Below are 19,515 nucleotides of genomic sequence, written 5' to 3'. Positions count from 1 at the left end.
AACAGAAGTATTTTATTTTTATGGCTGTTTTTGTTATTTTAAAGCCACTTGCTTAGTCATTATTTTATTCAAGAAGGTTAAATCATGTTCTATCACGAGCATCGTTGGTTTGACCGACAAAATAAGTTGCTCTAATTGTTCTTGGTTGAATACATCTAGGTAATTCAATGGTTCATCCCATATATAGAGTTCTGCTTCGACAGATAGAGATTTCGCCACTTCAACCTTTTTGCGTTGCCCCATACTCATTTGTTGAATAGGATTATGGAAAACTTCCCGCTCCATTCCTAATTTCTTTAAGTTATTTAGAAAAATCGGATAATCGAGTTTATTGGCTTCGGCGAATTCCTGTAGCGTTCCTTTATTATCCTCATAATTTTGCCGAACATAACTAATTTGTGTCGCAGGTGACAGCTGAACATTTCCCATTACCTGTCCATCAAACTGGTCTAATAAATAGCGAACAATACTTGATTTGCCGGAACCATTCGGGCCTGTGATTGCCACTCTATCATGCTTATTCACTTCAAAAGTGACCGGTTCAAACAAATAATCACCCTCATAGCCTAAAGCTAAGTTTTCGACAGCCAATAATTTTTGCCGATGGGTTGGTTGAAAATTCATCTGTAGTGGATCGATATATTCAATATCCTTAAGCAATTTTTCTTTCTCCGACGCTTGTGTCTCCATCCGAGTAACAATCGCTTTAGAACGTTTCATCGTTCTAGCCGCATCTGCACCGACAGAACCTTTATTCACACGACGATTTTCCGTATCAATGAAGCCTGTTCGACTCTTCGTTTTATCGCCCTCTCTAGAACGCGACCATTCAGCTTTTTCCGCCGCCGTCTTCTTCAAACGTGAGACTTCTTTCTTAAGCTTGGCATTCTGGGCCTGCTCAAACTCATCTCTTAAGCGTTTTTGCTCTTCATAGACAGTAAAATTCCCCTGATACAAGACTAATTGACTTTTTTCAATCGACAACACATGATCAACGACTTCATCGACGAAATTTCGGTCATGACTGACCACGATAAAACCTTGCTTTTTTCGTTTAAGATAATCCGCGACTTGTTGCCTACCCAACATATCTAAATGATTAGTCGGTTCATCAATCAACGGAAAATGTTGTTGATCGATAAAAAGTAGCGCCAATAAGACTTTCGTTTGTTCGCCACCTGAAAGTGTTGTAAATTCACGCCACAAAATATCTGGTGATAGGTGCAGTAAATTCAATTCACGTTCTAGTTCCCACTGTTCAAATGTGCCAATCTCATCCAGCACATAGTAAGTTAATTGGTTCTTATCTTTAATCGCTTGTGGGAAATAGACAAATTCCAGTTGATTATTGACTTGCCCTTGATACGGTAGCTTCCCTTGTAAAATGTTTAATAGCGTCGTCTTTCCACGCCCATTTCGACCAATCAGGCCTAGCTTCCAATGCTCATCAAAGTTCAGTGTTGCTTGGTCAAATAACAATCCCTCTTGATTGTCATAGCCAAATGATAAATTTTTAATTTCTATTGTAGACATATTCTCACCTCATAAAAAAGAGCCCCTCTAATTTTCAGAGATGGCCCTAAATAAGCTTTTATGAGATCAAAAAGAGACCCCGCATAAGAAAGCTCAAGCCAATCCTGAAAATCTGCACACTAATCCCATTGTTCGGTATTAGTCTGAATGCAGCTTCAACAGTTTGACTTAAATTTTCAATGCGCGATCCCTCACTTTTCGTTTATAATAACAAAAGGATAGCATGTAGAGTGCAGCACTGTCAAGACCCTTGCGTCTATATTAATGAACAGTTTCGCCCATTCTATGGCCATCTCCTCTCTTCTGTTTCCCGACAAGACTATTTTCAGTCATTGTTATTTTTTCTTTCGATAGTCTTACTTTGACAAGTATTTCTTAATTCAGGCAGTACCTAACTCTTAAATCTAAAAAACAAGGAAATAGTAAGTATACTTACTATTTTGCCCATTTATCATCTGAAGAATTTTGACGCTTATTTGACACCTAATAGAAAAAATACCCAAAATATACAGTATACTTAATTTTTTGGGTTCTAATTTTGGACGTTCAATTTTTTATTCCTCAAAAAATACAAAAGCTATATTTTCCTTAAAAATAATAAAAAAAATTTTGAGACGATGTTCTTAGTTTTTTTCAGCAGATATTCTAGATTTCTGAATTCAAACTTAACTTAAAATGTGTTATATATCCTTATGAATTCAATAGTACATTTGTATACTCCTCTAGATTTCAACTATGCGAGTTACTTTCGAAGCATCTTATCTCTAGCAAAACGCCCAACATCCAAAAGGGAACAAAAAAAACTAACTATAAGAGCTAATTAGACTACCTATCATCTTCCATGCGGATTGATCCTTGATATTTCGCCGAAAATTACTATCGAATGTATTCCTTTTCCTGTTATCTTATCGATTTATTTAATCAAATTAGCAGTTACCACCTCTAGCAACAGGGAATCCTCCAAATAATGAAAGGTTAAGTATACTTACTATTTTGCCCTATTTACGTGTGAAGAATTTTGACGCTTATTTGATGCTCAATAGAAGGAATACCTCCAAAGATTAAGTATACTTAATCTTTTGGGGTATTATTTTGGAAGTTCAATTTATTTTTCTTCAAAAAACACAAAATCCACTTTTTCCCAATAAATAAAACGGAAATTTAGAAACGATCCTTTTCAATAGATAATCCATTCAAACCTAACTATATACGTGTTATATATCCTTACAAATTCAATAGAACATTTACTGGACAAGTAGTTTTACAGAGCTTCCCAACAGGCACAATATTTATAATTCTTTGACGAAAAAACGTAAGAAGGAACACTCACCAAAATGAATGTCCCTTCTTAGTTTTTGAATCTATCGAATCCTCAATTGATCAAACTTATTTATCCAACTCTACAGCAAGTCGATTATTTGAAGATTGATGCGATATCTTGTTTCACTTCAACTTTGGTTCCTTCAAACGTTTTTTCAACGTAGTCTTGGACTTCTTTACTATGGTACAGGTCAACTAATTTGAGTAACTCTGCATCGTCAGCACGACTTTTTTTAGTCGCCAATACGTTGATGCTGTCTTCGGTGTCTTCATTAACTTTTTCATAGTAAATGGCATCCTTCAGTACATTCAAGCCGCCTTCTAAAGCGACTGTATTACTAATCAATACCAAGTCGACATCAGGTAAGACGCGGGGGCCGGTTGTATCATCAATTAAAGTAAATTCTAAGTTTTTAGGGTTTTCCACGACATCAGATGGGGTTCCTGTTCCGCTATCAAAATCGTCTTTCAGCTTAATCAATCCGGCTGCTTCTAACAATTTTAACCCGCGCGCTGTATTCGCTGGATTGTCTGCTAATGCCACGACTGAATTTTCTTTGACATCCTCAATTTTGTCTACCTTAGAGGAATAAACCCCGAGCGGTTCCATGTAAGTTGTGCCTATGGGTGCCAATTCACCGCCGCCATCATTGTTATAACTTTTCAAATATCCCAATGATTGAAACGCATTGACATCAACTTCGCCTTCAGATGTTGCATTATTTAACTGCGGTCCCCCATCAATCTCCTGGACCTCAATCGTTAATCCCGCCTCTTTTGCTGCATCTGATTTGGCAATAAATTTCCAGACATCAGCATCTGAGCCTTGTGAACCAACAACAATTTTTCCCTTTTCAGCAGCTTCCGATGAGCCACAAGCCGCGAACACCACCAAACTCACTGAGAGTAAAACTAAGCCAATTAATTTTTTCATCCCAATCCCACCTTTTCTACTTATTAACTACATTTCAGTTTTTGCGCGTACTCACAAATTATTTCTTAGCGACTGTTTATCAATCACAGTTATTTATCATACCCGCTCTATCTATTTCTATTCGTTATATAAATAACAACTATTCATCATTTTTTTAACCAGTTAAGCAATTATTCGATTGATCGTTTTATTCTCTCCTGCAGCAATCATTTCCCTTTAGTGCATCGTCATGCCTCCGGTTACATTGATTGCTTGCCCGGTCATATAACTAGCTAATGGGCTGGCAAGAAAAAGAACAACATTGGCAACATCTTGGGGTTGTCCTGTCCGGCCAATTGGGACTTGACTGATGTCCTCTGCCAAAACCTCTTCGGCGGTCATATTTCTTAATTGCCCACCAATCTCACGTTCAGTGTGCTTCATTTTTGTTTCAATTATTCCTGGACAAACAGCGTTCACAAGAATCTGATCCTTGGCTACTTCTAACGCCAGCGTTTTAGTTAAACCAATTACGGCATGTTTTGAAGCAACATAGGCTGACATGCCACGGTAAGGATTTTTCCCTGCCTGTGAAGCAATGATAATCACGCGGCCTTTTTTGTGTTGCTTTTGCATCTCTCTGACAATCAGCTTCGACGTCAGGTAGACGCCACGCGTATTAACCGCAAAGACTCGGTCGAAATCATTGGTTTGACTCTCCGTCAGAAAATCCATCGTCGAAATCCCCGCGACTTCGACAAAAATATCTGGAACCAGCGAGTGTTCAACTAATTGGCTAACCACCTGTTCAACCGTCGCCTCATTTGCCACATCAAGGTGCACTTGCCAGTAGTTTTCCTGACTTGCTACTAACTGACGATTTTCATATAGATAGTCCGCATTGACAACGACTGCCCCTTCGTTTCGAAAAGTTTCCACAATCGCCGCACCAATCCCACTGGCACCGCCGACTACGAAGACAATTTTTTTATTTAATTCTTCAAATAAACTCATTCATTTCCTCCTTTCAAGTTAATTACGCAATTGTTTCATTCGCTTTATTTCAGAAATTCACTCTCTTTTTAGACAACCTGACGCACAAAAGCATCATCACTAATACCTGCTTCTAAAACCAGTTTAGACCATTCCTTAGCGGCAAATAGTGAGTGGTCCTTGTAATTGCCACAGCTGATGATATCTGTACCTTGGACATCTTCCCACTCGATGGTCGTTGCAATTTTTTCTAAGGCTTCTTTTAAAGCCGTTGCGACTTCTGTTGCTGAAGGACTGCCCCAGACAATCAAATGGAAGCCGGTGCGGCAACCAAATGGTGAACAGTCAATGATCCCTTCGATGCGATCTCTCAATAAATCTGCTAATAAGTGTTCAAGTGTATGTAACCCCGCTGTTGGAATCGCATTTTCATTTGGTTGTACAAAGCGCAAATCAAAGTTTGTTAAGACATCGCCTTTAGGTCCTTGTTCACTGGTGATTTCTCTTACATAAGGGGCTTTTACCTTCGTGTGATCTAGTGTAAAACTTTCAACTTCTGCCATCTTTTATTCTCCTCTACAGTTAAATTATTTTTATACGCATTTATGAATTTTTGCATGGCCCATATAGGCTTATTTATTCACTCATACATTCATTTACTCATTTATTTAAATTAATTCTGGTTGTTTCTATTCAACGCCCCAAACTTCTTCAGCGATTGATTTGACGAAAGCAATCTTTTCCCATTGCTCGTCTTCGGTTAAGATATTGCCCTCTTCAGTAGAAGCAAAGCCACACTGTGTACTCAGACATAAATCATTAAGTGGCACGTAGTTCGCGGCTTCATGAATCCGATCAATCACATCTTGACGATTTTCTAGTGCACCACTTTTAGAAGTAATCAGCCCTAAAACAACCAGCTTATCTTTAACTTGCTTCAACGGCTCAAAACCACCTGAGCGATCACTATCGTATTCAAGGTAATACGCATTGACTTTTTCTTCACCAAACAATGCGTCGGCGACATCTTCATAGCCACCCGCTGCAGCCCACGTTGAATGATAATTGCCGCGGCAGACATGCGTGTTGACAACTAAGTCCTCTGGCAAGCCTTCAAATACAGCATTGTTTGTGGCAAGATATAATTGTTTTAATTCATTACGGACGGCTTTTTCATCCTTTGCACCTTCTGTGTCAGCGATAAAGCCTTCAGGTAATGGTGCAACCAATACGCCCCAGGTACAATCATCAAATTGAAGCACGCGAGCACCAGCTTCGTATAAATCAGCCACCACTTTTTTATATGCCGCAGTAATATCGGCAACCAACGCTTCTACACTATCGTAAAACTTATCAACTGTTGGGCGATTATCTGGACTCAATAACTCAACCAATAATTGCGCCGGCGCGGGTAATGTTTGTTTGACTTCCACGCCTTCTGACGTGTGTGCTCTAGTGAATTTGTAATCCTCTACGAAGGGATGATTGTCACCAGAAATTTTGCCAGTCACAATAACTGTTCCTGGTCGTGTTTCTTCACCATGGAAAAAGTAACCATGTTTTGGTATATGGAAATCAATCCCGTTTAAGCCCCAGAAGAAATCTAAATGCCACCAGCTACGACGAAATTCTCCATCTGTGACAGCTTTCAGTCCAGCGGCTTCTTGTTTTTTAATTAACTCAATAATTTCTTTGTCTTCAACCTTTTTCAATTCTGCTTGGTCAAGCTTACCTGCATCAAAGGCTTCCCGGGCCTCTCTTAGGGCTTGCGGTCTCAAGTAGCTCCCCACTACATCGTAGCGAAAAGGGGGAGTCGTTCTCTTTGTTAGTGTTTGCGTTTGTGTGTTTGTCATCAGTAATTCCTCCATTTTTTGTAATATATTAAAAAAAGCATCCGTCCCTTTGCCTGCCGATTCTTCGACAAACAAAGGGACGAATGCTTTCGCGTTACCACCCTCATTTATACTTTCCTCACGAAAAGCACCTCACTGGTTCCTGTTGAAACCGGGCAATATAACGGTTGCACCCGTTTATATGGCGTGAACCATATAAAAACTCAGAGCTCATCTTCACAAACTTGCTAAGTCCCCTTTCTCACCATCCGGGTTCTCTTGCCTCAACGCATTTGCTACTCTTCTCTTCAACGTAAATTAAAATTCAATTAGATATTGAAGTTAGTTTACTTCTCTAATTTTCATTTGTCAACACCTTTTTTTAATTATTTCAGTTTTCCCGATACAAGCACGCCAAAATGGTCACTGACAATCGATGTTCGTTGCCCGTTAAAAACGACTTCATAGTGCTCTACATGAAATTTTTGGGGAACGAAAATATAATCAATCCGTAAATTTTCAGTATTGCCTTCCCAACCATCAATAACTTTTTCAATCGTTGCTTCACCTAATTTATGTTCAGCAGCCACAAATGAATCGCTGAGAGCGAGATCAGTATTTTCCACTAAACGGTAACCTTCGTCGTTAATATGCGCCGGATTATTCAAGTCACCGACGACAAAAAGTGGGAGCTGTTTTGTCGCAAGATGCGCTTCAGTTGTGCGCCATTCTCTAGAAAAGCCATTAGTTTCATCAATCCACCACGAGAAATGACTACTCAGTACATAGATTTCTTCCTCATCGACTGTCGTTACCGCACCTACCACTCTTCGGGTATGATAATCAGTAAATTCAATCGACTCAGAGACAATTAGCGACTCAGCAACAAGTGGCGTTTTAGATAAAATTGCCGCGCCCTCTTCATAGATATCATAGCCAATATGGCTAGACATCCAGCACCAATGATAGATGATACCGAGTTCTTTTAATCTTTCAACCAGCAGATAGGCAAAATTATCTTTCTTAATGGCCGCTTGATTCTCTGCTGCATGAAAATACTCATTCAACTCAATCGTTTCAGCCTTAATCAGTTGATTAACTTCTTGTAAGCCAATCACATCCGCATCCATCGCCAAAATACTTTGGGCCAATTCTTCTAATTTCTCTAACGGATTCTCTTCAATCCAACTATGGGTATTCAATGTCAGAATCTTCATTTATTTCTCCTATCTTGAACAAAAAGGCTGCGACAGTTGTCACAGCCTTCTCGTTTTTTGTCTGATTTATCTCACTACAGCTAGTCTATCAAACTTTAATTTGTTTGACTAGATTGCTTAAACTTCCAAATAACCAATCTCTGATTTAGCAGGTTTGTCGCCAGTTTCTTCTAGCTGATAATTTGCGATTTTCTCTCCATTGGTAAAGACAACAATCATAGTTGTTGCTTTGCCTGCTGCTTCAATTTTTGCAAGATTTGCATTAGCTAATTGCTCACCAGCTTTGACCGTTTGGCCTTCTGTAACTAAGATTTCAAACGCTGGATCCTTCATTTCCACCGTATCAAGTCCCATATGAATCAGTACGTCTACGCCATCGGCAGTCTGAATGCCTAATGCATGTTTCGTTGGGAAAATGCTGACAATTTTGCCGGCTACTGGCGCGTAAATTTTACTATCTGTAGGAATAACGGCAAACCCGTCACCCATCATTTTTTGTGAGAAGACTTCATCTGTTACTTCTTCGATTGGAATAACTGTTCCTTCAACTAATGAGTGCAGCATTTCTTTCTTGCCGACAAATCCAGATACTACCGGTGTTGCCGAAGATGATTCACTGACTTCACTCACAACCGTTTTAGGAATCTCCGCGCCTGATTCTAGTAAATCTTGAATATCAGATTTCAAGACATCGGCTTTTGGTCCATAAACTGCTTGGACACCATTATCTTTGACGATTAAGCCCATCGCTCCAGCTTTTTTCCAAGCTTCTTCACTGCCAACTTTTTCATGTTCCTTGACGCTGACGCGCAAACGAGTCATGCATGCGTCGACATCTTTAATATTTTCGCGACCACCTAATAGATTAATGACGTCAATCACTTGTTGATCGGCCTTAGCGGCATTACCTGCTGCATCGCCATTTCCAGAACCTTCAGCGGCTTCGCCATCATAATTTCCATTTCGACCAGGTGTGGCAAAATTAAATTTCTTGATTAAGAAGTTTGATAAGAAGTACGTCACGACGGCAAACAAGACGACCATCAAGACGAAGTTAATCAAATCGCCTCCTAGACCCGCTTTGATTGCTAACGGCGTTCTTGTCAATAATTCGATGTTCCCGAATGAATGCACACGGAGTGATAAAATATCCGCCATCGCGAAGGCTGCCCCTTGAATGACTGCATAGACAATATATAGCGGCACCGCAGCAAACATGAACATAAATTCTAGCGGCTCAGTGACCCCTGTTAGGAACACAGCAAGCGCTGCTGAAAAGTACATTGATTTATATTTATCGCGTTTGTCGGCATCGACATTACGGAACATTGCCAAAGATAGCCCCATCAAAATCCCTGATGAACCAATCATTTGTCCGACTTTGAAACGAGCCGGCGTCCAGTTTTCTAAGACGTAATTATATTGCGTCATATCACCGGCACCTTTTAAGTTAACTAAGTCTGTGGCCCACGCTAACCATAATGGATCTTGCCCAAAAACTTGTGTTCCAGCTTGTGCGCCAGAAAGAATTTCATAGGTCCCGCCTAATTGCGTATAGTTGATTGGAATCGTCAACATATGATGCAAGCCAAATGGTAACAATAGACGTTCCAATGTTCCATATAAGAATGGTGCTAAGACAGGAGCTGTGTCTTGCGATTGAGCAATCCACAAACCAAAGTTGTTAATTCCTGCTTGGATATAAGGCCAGACTATTGCTAAGGCCAAAGCAACTAAAGTTGACCAGGCAATCACGACAAATGGGACGAAACGCTTGCCGTTAAAGAATGATAACGCATCTGGTAATTTTCTGAAATTATAGAATTTATTGAAGGCCATTGCCCCAACAAATCCGGCGATAATCCCAACAAAGACACCCATATTTAAAGCCGGTGCTTCTAAAACGCTGGTGAAAAATCCTTTGACCATAATTTTTGTACCAAATAATGTGTGTGTGAAAGCTTGCTCATCGGCGAGCATCTCATTGGTCACACCAAAAATGGCGCCGGTCACTTGGTTAATCAAGACAAACGAAATCCCGGCAGCAAATGCCCCGCCTGCTCGTTCTTTGGCCCAGCTACCACCAATCGCTAGGGCAAATAGTAAATGAAGATTATTAATAACTGCCCAACCTAACGCTTCAATCACACTTCCTGTTGTCACAAGCGGTGCCCAATCTGGATTAATCAAGGGAATTGATTTCCCAATACTAATCATTAATCCAGCAGCCGGCATGACGGCTACCACCACCATGAGGGCTTTCCCAAATTTTTGCCAAAACTCAAAACTAAATAATTTTTTCATTCTCACTTCTCCTTCACGCAATCGGTTTCGTTTATGATGCTATTATAGCCACTAAATATTTTTTTGTAAACAGAAATACAAAATTATTTTTAGCGCGAGTAATAAATTCTCAATAATTACATACTAGAAACGCTGGCACACTTCGATTCTTCGAGAAAAAAGCAATTATGCAACTTTTCTATTGACTTGCGCAACCGATTGCGTTTATTATTAGGGCATAAAACAAATAGGAGGCAAACAAATGAAACAAGTACAACGATTATTTGACGTAGATCCGTGGAAGGTTGCAACACATACATTAGATAAAGAAAATCGTCGCTTACAGGAATCCTTAACCAGTCTAGGTAATGGTTACATGGGCATGCGCGGAAATTTTGAAGAAGCGTACACAGGCGATCACCATCAAGGTAGCTATCTAGCTGGCGTTTGGTATCCAGATAAAACGCGTGTCGGTTGGTGGAAAAATGGCTATCCTGATTATTTCGGTAAAGTCATCAATAGTGTCGATTATATTGCAATGGATATTTTCGTAAATGGGACAGCGATTGATTTGTACACTATAGAAGCAAAAGATTTTTATTTAGAATTAGATATGAAGACAGGCATCCTTTCTCGCCAGTTCACAGTTACGATCGATCAGACGACTGTACGTTTCTCATTTGAACGTTTCTTAAGTATTGTTGACAAAGAGATGGCGATGATTCGTTTGACAGCTAGCGTCTTAGAAGGAACGGCAGAAATTAAAGTCGTTTCCAAATTAGATGGTGATGTGCAAAATGAAGATAGCAACTATGACGAACATTTCTGGGAGCCAAAAGGAGTAGGAAATACAGATGACTTCTCTTATCTCACAACAAAAACGATTCCTAATAATTTTGAGATTGAGCAATTTAGCGTAACAGCAGCAATGAAACATGCAAGTGAGCAAGCACATACCCACACTATTTCAGATGAGACAGCTGATTCATTAAAAATTGAAGAAACTTTCATTTATACACTAGCTGAAAACGACTCCTTTACCTTAGATAAACAAGTCTTAGTCTTAACCAGTCGTGATGTGCCCGAAGCGCAACAAGTTGGCGAATTAACAACGCGCTTTGCAAATCTAGCGTTAGATTACGTTGCACATTCAGCAGCACAAATTGATGCTTGGGCAGCTCGTTGGGAATTGGCGGATGTAATAATCGAAGGCGATCCTGAAGCACAACAAGGGATTCGTTTTAACTTATTCCAACTATTCGCAACCTACTACGGCGAAGACGAGCGCTTAAACATTGGACCAAAAGGCTTTACTGGTGAAAAATATGGTGGGGCAACTTATTGGGATACCGAAGCTTATGCCGTGCCATTATACTTGGCTTTAGCAGACCCATCGGTAACTAAAAACTTACTGACTTATCGACACAATCAATTACCACAAGCCCAACACAATGCTCGCCAACAAGGTCTAAAAGGTGCGTTGTATCCAATGGTGACTTTCACTGGGGTGGAATGCCACAACGAATGGGAAATTACCTTTGAAGAAATTCATCGAAATGGGGCAATTGCTTATGCCGTTTACAACTATACTAATTACACAGGCGACACAACTTATCTAAAAGGCAAAGGTTTAGAAGTCTTAACTGAAATCGCACGCTTCTGGGCTGACCGTGTGCATTATTCAAAACGTGCACAAAAATACATGATTCATGGCGTAACTGGACCTAATGAATATGAAAACAACATCAATAATAACTGGTACACTAATACCATCGCCGCTTGGGTTCTACGCTACACGCGTGAAGCCTATCTGCAATATAAAGATGAAGCTTCTGTAACGATTCCTGCAGATGAATTGGCTAAATGGCAAGAGATTGTTGAAAATATGTACTACCCGAAAGACGAAGAATTGGGTGTTTTTGTTCAGCACGATACCTTCTTAGATAAAGATTTATTCCCAGTAAGTGAGCTAAGTCCGGCTGATTTACCATTAAACCAACACTGGTCTTGGGATAAAATCTTACGTTCTTGCTTCATTAAACAAGCCGATGTTTTACAAGGAATTTATTTCTTCGGCAATCAATATACGTTAGAAGAAAAACGTAAAAACTTTGAATTTTATGAGCCGATGACGGTTCACGAATCTTCTCTATCCCCTAGTATTCACGCGATTTTAGCTGCTGAACTAGGTTTAGAAGACAAAGCCATGGAAATGTATCAACGTACCGCTCGACTAGATTTAGATAACTACAACAATGATACTGAAGATGGCTTACACATCACTTCGATGACGGGTAGCTGGCTTGCCATTGTTCAAGGCTTCGCTCAAATGAAAACTGACCATGAAGCTCTAAGCTTTGCGCCATTTTTACCAACAACTTGGAGCGGTTATGCTTTCCATATTAATTACCGTGGACGTTTACTACTCATTTCAGTTGATACAGCAGCTGTTTCTTTAGAATTAGTCTCTGGAGAAGCGTTAGATGTTACCTTATATGACCAATTAATCTCATTAACAGATAAAACTACTTTACCCTTAAGAAAGCAGGTCGATGCAAATGTTTAAAGGTGTACTCTTTGATCTAGACGGCGTGATTACCGATACGGCTGAATATCATTACCGTGCCTGGAAAAAATTAGGCGAAGAAATTGGTATTACGATTGACCGTGCGTTTAATGAACAATTGAAAGGCGTGAGTCGCGAAGATTCTTTGAGCCGTATGTTGGCTTATGGAAACAAAGAAAATCAGTTCTCTGCTGAAGAATTTGCAGAAATGGCCCAACGAAAAAATAATTATTATGTCGAAATGATTCAAGCCATCACACCTGCCGATGTCTACCCAGGGATTTTAGATTTATTGAAAGATTTAAAATCCGCTGGCAAGAAAATTTCTTTAGCTTCTGCAAGTAAAAATGGCCCCTTCTTATTAAACAAAATGGAAATTGAAGATTACTTTGATGCGATTGCTGATCCGGCTAGCGTTAAAGCAGGTAAACCAGCGCCAGATATTTTCGTTCTGGCAGCTACCAAAGTTGGCTTAACAGCCGAAGAATGTATTGGTGTGGAAGATGCAAAAGCGGGTATTGAAGCGATTAAAGCTAGTGGCGCTCTACCAATTGGCGTTGGTCGTGCCGAAGATTTAGGCACTGATATTGCCTTAGTATCTGATACAAGCAAATTGAGTGTGGATTATTTAACGGGGCAATGGACTGATTCAACACATGGAAATTAAAGTCGAACCACTAACCACAAGCCACCCACAATTAATTAAAGTCACATTGAAAAACGACTATTTAACAGCTTCCTTCTATAACTACGGCGCGCGTATGCATCAAATTTTTGCACCTGACAAAGAAGGGCTTTTAGAAAACATTTTATTGTCGTATGATAGAGAAGAAGATTTGCTAGCCGATAAAAGTTATTTTGGCGCCACTGTTGGTCCAGTTGCTGGACGGATTAAACAAGCCGACTGGAACGGCTATCCATTAGAGAAAAACTGCGGTACCCACCATATTCATGGTGGGTCTAATGGATGGGCTTATCAATTTTGGTCAGTGGAGACGATTAAAGAACAAGAAACAATTGGCGTTCGTTTTCATTTGACTGACGAAGTCTCAGGCTATCCAGGTCCGATAAAAGCCAGTGTCACCTATCAATTAAATAAGAATTCATTGATTATGACTAGCGACTGGCACAGTGAACAAACAACCATTGTTAATCCCACTAGTCATAGTTACTTCAACTTATCGGGTAATGGTACGCGCGACATCACTAGTCATGAACTTTGTGTCAAAGCTCGTAATTTAGTTGTATTAGATCAAGAAAAAATCCCTACTGGGCAACTCCTGTCGATGGAAAACTTGCCAGTAGATTTTTCGACAAACCAATCTATGGAAACAATTCTTGCCACCTATCCAGAAGGCCTGGACGACTGCTTTGTCTTAGATAAAAGTCAGCCAATGGCGTTATTTCTCCATGAACCAACAACCGGCAGAACGATGACAGTAGCCACCACAAATCAAAGTGTGGTATTATTTTCTACGACTGGTTTTGAAGCGGACTTTATGATTAACGGTCAACCCATGCATTCAAACTACGGATTGGCTATAGAACCGCAACAAATTCCTGACCTGATTCATCAACCAACCTGGGGCTCTATCGAAATTGAGCCGTTAGAAAGAAAACAACAACAAACAATTTATACATTCTCATGTCAGTAAGAAAGGAGTCGCAAATAATGACCATTACGGTAAAAGATGTCGCTAAACGTGCAGGTGTCGCTACCTCAACCGTTTCTCGAGTAATCAACGATCACTCCAGCATCTCAGACGCAACAAAAAAGAAAGTTCGAAAGGTCATGGACGAGTTAGGCTATGTCCCCAACATTGCTGCGCGAAATTTAGGGAAGCGCACATCCAGTGCCATTGGTGTTATTTTGCCCCCTTTAGACTCGAAAGAACGTATCGGTAATCCTTTTTACTTAGAAATTATAGAAGCCATCAATGAAGAAGCTCAAAAACATGAGATGACGACAGCCATCGCTACGGCGAAAAGCTTTCCCCATCTATTAGAAAACGTCAAACGCATGCATCGTCAAAGACAAGTTGACGGCTTTATTCTAGTCTACGCTGACCGCGACGACGTAGTGATTGACTATCTCTATGATAATCAAATCCCCTTCACATTAGTTGGGCAGCCTCATAAAAATGAAGAAGAAATTGTCTTCGTTGATAATGACAACCAATTATTGGGTAAACACGCGACTGATTTTCTACTTAAAAATCAACACGAAAATATTCTATTTGTTACCAATACCACCCATGAAAGTGTCTATTTCGAACGGTATTTCGGTTATCAAAAAGCCATGATGTTAGCAGGCTTAACAGCTTTACCGAGTGTAGCCCTGGAGCATCCCGAAGATTATGTCAGCTTTGAACAAATTTTAAAAGAAACCAAAGCCACTGCAGCCGTAGTCATCGACGATATATTTGCTCTACGAATTATCCAATTAGCAGAAATGTATGGCTACTCTGTTCCCGAAGATTTCTCGGTGATTAGCTTTAACAACTCCATCTTCTCCACCTTGATGCATCCTTACTTAACCAGTATCGATGTCGACGTTTCCGAATTAGGAACAATGGCTATGAGAAAGCTGATGGATCAAATCCACGAAGTCTTAACAACCGGTGTACGTTTAGTCGTACCACATAAGTTAGTCAAACGAGAAACTGTCGTACCATTGGTTATTGAAGAATAATCTGCAAAAAAATACCGCCGCTCACTACATTCAGTATGTAATGAGCGACGGTATTTTTATTTTTGCACTGGCAATTGTAATTGTGATCCTGCCAAATCAATCGCATAAGAAATTTCTTGGTTACCTCTAACAGTCATACCAAAATCTGTTCCATATAAGATCAAGCCAATTTTATGACCTTTCGGTAAGTCATAAAGCGTTGGTTGCAGAGCAAATTCCACTTCGACAAATTCATCCGCGCGTAACTCATCGGTTTTCCAAGCAGACGTACGATTTTGCAGATTGATGTGGCCTTTGGTGATCATCTTGTAAGGCGTCACGGCGCCTAGTTGAAATTCTTTCAAATCGTCTTCTCGCCACTGATAGCCTAGAGGTAGTCCTTTTAATTCTAAAATTGACGGAACTTCTTTTAGACGTTTGGCCTCACCATAATCCACTAACTGAGCACTAACCATCCCAAAATCAACGCTAGAAGAAATTTTCAATTTCACAACTGGTCGACCATCCAGAGTCACTTCCTCTTCTAATGGGACAGTTTTTGCTAAATAACGATGCCCTGTTAGCGGACTGCTTTCTTCTTTAACATCTGTCTCCCACTGAGCAACATTTTTTGTGTACGCATCAAATTGATCAACTGCTAACTGGTCAGAATAACGAACCGTACCTGTCTGCTTTTCTGTCATTAGCTGATCCTCACCGAGATACAATGTTTCTAGCTGATCAGAACCCCAATCGTCAAGCGGCTCCCAGGTCTGTGCCACATTATTTTTTTGAACCAACACATTTGGCAATAATTGATCCGCCTGATTCTCAATACCATACAATTTATAACTCAACCAGCTGTTCATCATGTCATTAAAATCAATTGATGGCATATTATGAATATAAATGTGTTGCCCTTGATGCAAAATCAATTTCTTATTGACTGGCACATCGGCTAACGCATCCCACAAATCAGCAACATGTCTTGGTTTCACATTCCAATCATTCAAACCATGCACCATGACAATATCTGCTTTGATATTTTTGACATTCGGCAAATAATTTCGCTCATCCCAGAAGGTATTGTAATCGCCAGTCACGCGATCTTGCAAGACCGCCATTTCCTTCTGCTTCTGATTAAAGAAGTCTTTCATTTTCAAATAATCGCCAGCATCATGCATGCGACTGAACGTTTCTTCAGCTAACACATCGGCATCCTCCCCAGGATAACCCCCCGGAGCAATAACTAGTCCGTTATCACGATAATATTGATACCAATCAGAAATTGCCGCTTCTGAAATAATTGTTTCTAAGCCTTCCACGCCTGTCGTAGCAGCCGCTGTCGCTAGCGTACCTAGATACGATTTCCCAGTCATCGCGACCTTTTGATTACTCCACCAAGCAGAAATCTCAATATTATCTGTTCGATTCGTGAATGCGCGACGGTTTCCCGCCAACCATTCGATAATCGCTGTTGTTGCAATCGTTTGTTCCACCGAGCCACATGTCTGAATCCCATCAGAATCCCGCGTGCCAATCCCAGCTGAATAAACAGCTGCAAAGCCTCTCGCTAAAAAGTAATCGTTCAACGCATAAGATTTTTCACGCATAAATGTTTCCGTCGCAACTGTTGCCTGCCCCTTAACTGTCCGCTCAGCTGGCAATTCTTGCGCTGTTTGTTGATATTGAATATCCTCATACTGCAAGTTATTAGGTTCTTTTCTTGTCAACGGGACATTGACGTCATGCGTCACCCTAACACCGGCTTCAGGATTCGTCCCTTGATTATATGGACTTGCCGTAAATAAACTAGGTACACGCAAACCCTCTTTCGTTTCCGCCGGTCTAAGAATCTCCACCTTCAATAGATCCCGTTGCCCATCCTCGTCCGTATCTAAGGGTGCCTCAACATAAACGACTTCTCTAATCAAAGCATCCGTCGCAAAGACAGCCTGTGCTTTACCATTGAAAAATAATGGTTTAGGCACTTCTCTCTTGGCATAAAAACCGCGACTCGCCAATAAATCAAGGTAGCTCAAGCCATTTTTCGTATGCGTATTAGCTAAATAATACCAAGCTTTCACCAAATCTTCTTTCGTCTCAATTGCTCCATCATAGATAAATACGCCAATCTTTTCAGCATCCATCAAAACCGTCGCAGGTTGAAAATCAATCCCTACTTGAAATTGTAGCAACTGTAAAGCCACTGTATAGAAAACTTCCTTTGTCAGCTCTTGCTTACTCTCTTTATACTCAACCAAACTCATCTGATCTGTTGCCAACAACTGCTTATATTTTTCTATAACTCCAGAACTCTCTTGAACCTCTGGAAAACTTTTTGATAGAAATGAAAACCATTGATCTGTCACTGTTTCTTGCTCTTCATAATAGCCAATCAAGGTTAATTCTTGAAGCATCGTTTGATAATCTGTTGGTTTCAGACTAAATTGATTTATTTTCATTGTACAAAACTCCTCTTTTCTTTATCCTTCTCTATTATGAACGATAGACGCGTTATATTCAAAGAAATTTGACGATTATTTAGCGCTATTTTTCGGACTATCTTTCGGCTAATAATTTTTTGATAATAGCTCACTACTCCCCCAAATCATCGGAGACATCCCTTTGATCTTTACCAACTGATAAATCCCTATAATTGCCCTTTTAGCCGGCTTTTCTTCATAATAATGCTAAAAATTCAGTTCCGTTGAACCAGCCCATAGGTTTTCTGTTATACTTAATCATAAATACTTTTTTAGGAGGCCTAGTTATGAAGTTTGGCCGTATTGTACGTCTATTTAAGAAACGTGGAAATCGCTTTGTTTCGAGCCATTTCTCTTCAATTCAAATCATTGTTTCTTATTACGTGCTCATGACGATTATTTCGATGGGACTTTTTTATTTGCCCTTTTTTAGAAAGCCAGATGTGTCCGTACCCTTTATTGACATGTTATTTATGTCCGTCAGCACCATCAGTGTGACCGGCTTGACCACCTTTAATATCAGCAGTGTCTTTAACGAACGAGGGGTCATTCTCTTAGAACTATTATTTCAAATTGGTGGGCTCGGTGTCATGATGATTTCAACCTTCTTTTTCATTATTTCAAAGCGTCGAATTTCATTAAAACAGCGACAGCTCATTATGACCGATATGAATCAACCACGTCTCAGCGGGATTGTTCGAATGATTCGGATTACGTTTGGCATTATCATTTGGTTTCAAGTCGGCTTTGGCGCACTTTTTTCTATCTACTTCTATGTAAATAATTATTTTGATAATTGGGGCGATGCCTTATTCAATGGATTTTATCAGGCCATCTCCGCTGTTACAAACTCAGGCTTTGACGTCACCGGCGATTCCATTATGCCTTTTGCCAAAGACTATCCGTTTCTTTTGAGTATCATGTTCTTAATCTTTATTGGCGGGATTGGTTTCCCTGTTTTGATGGAAATTCGGGAATGGTTTGCCTATCGTAAAGGAAATCATAAATTACCGTTTCGTTTTTCACTCTTCACCAAGATTGCGCTACTCGCTTTTGTGATGCTCTTCGTCGTTGGTACCCTGCTGATCTATTTCCTAGAAAAAGATCACTTATTCTCAGGCTTAAATCCTTTAAGTCAATGGATGAACTCGATGTTCTATTCCATAACTACGCGGAATGCCGGCTTACAAATTCACAATTTGCAAGATTTCCAGGTAACCACCTTGATTGTTTTTTCACTCTTGATGTTTATCGGCTGTAGCCCAAGTTCTGTTGGGGGTGGAGTCCGAACCACAACTGTCGCAATCATCGGTTTGTACCTCTTCTCTTTCTTAAAAAGTGAAGAAAAAATCAATATCTTTGGCCGTCAAATTGATGATGACGATGTCCGTAAATCCATCGTTGTTTTCATGCTATCTCTAGGCATGTGCTTTTTCAGCGTCCTTTTCCTCACCGCGATTGAAGACCATTCACTCATTTCAATCATTGTTGAGGTCGCTTCCGCCTTTGGAACCACCGGACTTTCTTTCGGCATCACCGGCGACTTAACCGTCATTGGTAAACTAACCATCGCCGCTTTGATGTTTATCGGACGAATCGGCATGCTATACACGTTACTATTATTTGTACCAAAAGAAACCCGTGACTTAGGCTACGAATACCCATCAGAAAAAATTATTATCGGGTAGAAAAGACTCTTTG

Annotated in this window: 13 protein-coding genes and 1 other annotated feature; of the genes, 5 read left to right on the top strand and 8 right to left on the bottom strand. The window is 40.1% G+C overall.

Annotated elements, in window-relative coordinates:
• Positions 1 to 33 precede the first annotated feature (33 nt).
• The 7 genes from BAU15_RS12770 to BAU15_RS12740 all read right to left on the bottom strand — a co-directional run bounded on the left by BAU15_RS12770 (position 34) and on the right by BAU15_RS12740 (position 10,112).
• Positions 34 to 1,533 (bottom strand): Lsa family ABC-F type ribosomal protection protein, encoded by a 1,500-nt coding sequence (locus BAU15_RS12770; RefSeq protein ID WP_161843124.1) that lies wholly within the window; start codon positions 1,531 to 1,533, stop codon positions 34 to 36.
• 1,414 nt (positions 1,534 to 2,947) lie between these two features.
• Positions 2,948 to 3,787, bottom strand: coding sequence for a MetQ/NlpA family ABC transporter substrate-binding protein (locus BAU15_RS12765; RefSeq protein WP_161843123.1), 840 nt, complete (start codon positions 3,785 to 3,787; stop codon positions 2,948 to 2,950).
• A 216-nt stretch (positions 3,788 to 4,003) separates the two neighbouring features.
• Complete coding sequence (locus BAU15_RS12760; protein WP_161843122.1) at positions 4,004 to 4,780, bottom strand: SDR family NAD(P)-dependent oxidoreductase; 777 nt, start codon at positions 4,778 to 4,780, stop codon at positions 4,004 to 4,006.
• A 68-nt stretch (positions 4,781 to 4,848) separates the two neighbouring features.
• Entirely contained in the window at positions 4,849 to 5,322 is a 474-nt protein-coding gene (locus BAU15_RS12755; protein WP_161843121.1) for an S-ribosylhomocysteine lyase, read from the bottom strand.
• Positions 5,323 to 5,448: 126 nt separating this feature from the next.
• Positions 5,449 to 6,612 (bottom strand): 5-methyltetrahydropteroyltriglutamate--homocysteine S-methyltransferase, encoded by a 1,164-nt coding sequence (locus BAU15_RS12750; protein WP_161843120.1) that lies wholly within the window; start codon positions 6,610 to 6,612, stop codon positions 5,449 to 5,451.
• A 72-nt stretch (positions 6,613 to 6,684) separates the two neighbouring features.
• Positions 6,685 to 6,912, bottom strand: a binding site (T-box leader).
• A 65-nt stretch (positions 6,913 to 6,977) separates the two neighbouring features.
• On the bottom strand, positions 6,978 to 7,808 hold the full coding sequence (locus tag BAU15_RS12745; protein ID WP_161843119.1) for an endonuclease/exonuclease/phosphatase family protein: 831 nt from the start codon (positions 7,806 to 7,808) through the stop codon (positions 6,978 to 6,980).
• 117 nt (positions 7,809 to 7,925) lie between these two features.
• A complete protein-coding gene (locus BAU15_RS12740) occupies positions 7,926 to 10,112 on the bottom strand; it encodes a PTS transporter subunit IIBC (RefSeq protein ID WP_161843118.1) in 2,187 nt (728 codons plus the stop codon).
• A gap of 241 nt (positions 10,113 to 10,353) precedes the next feature.
• Between BAU15_RS12740 and BAU15_RS12735 the strand changes: the two genes are divergently transcribed.
• Genes BAU15_RS12735 through BAU15_RS12720 form a run of 4 tightly spaced genes read left to right on the top strand, consistent with a single transcriptional unit; the run spans position 10,354 to position 15,349 of the window.
• Positions 10,354 to 12,657, top strand: a complete 2,304-nt coding sequence (locus tag BAU15_RS12735) for a glycoside hydrolase family 65 protein (protein ID WP_161843117.1) — start codon at positions 10,354 to 10,356, stop codon at positions 12,655 to 12,657.
• Positions 12,650 to 13,324, top strand: a complete 675-nt coding sequence (gene pgmB, locus BAU15_RS12730) for a beta-phosphoglucomutase (RefSeq protein ID WP_161843405.1) — start codon at positions 12,650 to 12,652, stop codon at positions 13,322 to 13,324. Before BAU15_RS12735 ends, pgmB begins: the two co-directional genes overlap by 8 nt.
• Positions 13,305 to 14,312, top strand: coding sequence for an aldose epimerase family protein (locus BAU15_RS12725; protein WP_420022131.1), 1,008 nt, complete (start codon positions 13,305 to 13,307; stop codon positions 14,310 to 14,312). The genes pgmB and BAU15_RS12725 overlap by 20 nt, the downstream gene beginning before the upstream one ends.
• Positions 14,313 to 14,329: 17 nt before the next feature.
• Positions 14,330 to 15,349: a LacI family DNA-binding transcriptional regulator gene (locus BAU15_RS12720; RefSeq protein ID WP_161843115.1), complete on the top strand. Its 1,020-nt coding sequence runs from the start codon at positions 14,330 to 14,332 to the stop codon at positions 15,347 to 15,349.
• Between the two features lie 56 nt (positions 15,350 to 15,405).
• Here the strand turns inward: BAU15_RS12720 and BAU15_RS12715 are convergent, their stop codons facing one another.
• Entirely contained in the window at positions 15,406 to 17,793 is a 2,388-nt protein-coding gene (locus BAU15_RS12715; RefSeq protein WP_161843114.1) for a Xaa-Pro dipeptidyl-peptidase, read from the bottom strand.
• A 308-nt stretch (positions 17,794 to 18,101) separates the two neighbouring features.
• Here BAU15_RS12715 and BAU15_RS12710 point away from each other — a divergent pair, with 308 nt between their 5' ends.
• Positions 18,102 to 19,502, top strand: coding sequence for a TrkH family potassium uptake protein (locus BAU15_RS12710; protein ID WP_161843113.1), 1,401 nt, complete (start codon positions 18,102 to 18,104; stop codon positions 19,500 to 19,502).
• Positions 19,503 to 19,515: the final 13 nt, after the last annotated feature.

Origin of the sequence: Candidatus Enterococcus huntleyi (genome assembly GCF_009933175.1) — a bacterium.
GTDB lineage: Bacteria > Bacillota > Bacilli > Lactobacillales > Enterococcaceae > Enterococcus_K > Enterococcus_K huntleyi.
Note: the sequence above shows the minus strand (reverse complement) of the source record. Positions and strands in the feature narration are given on the sequence as shown.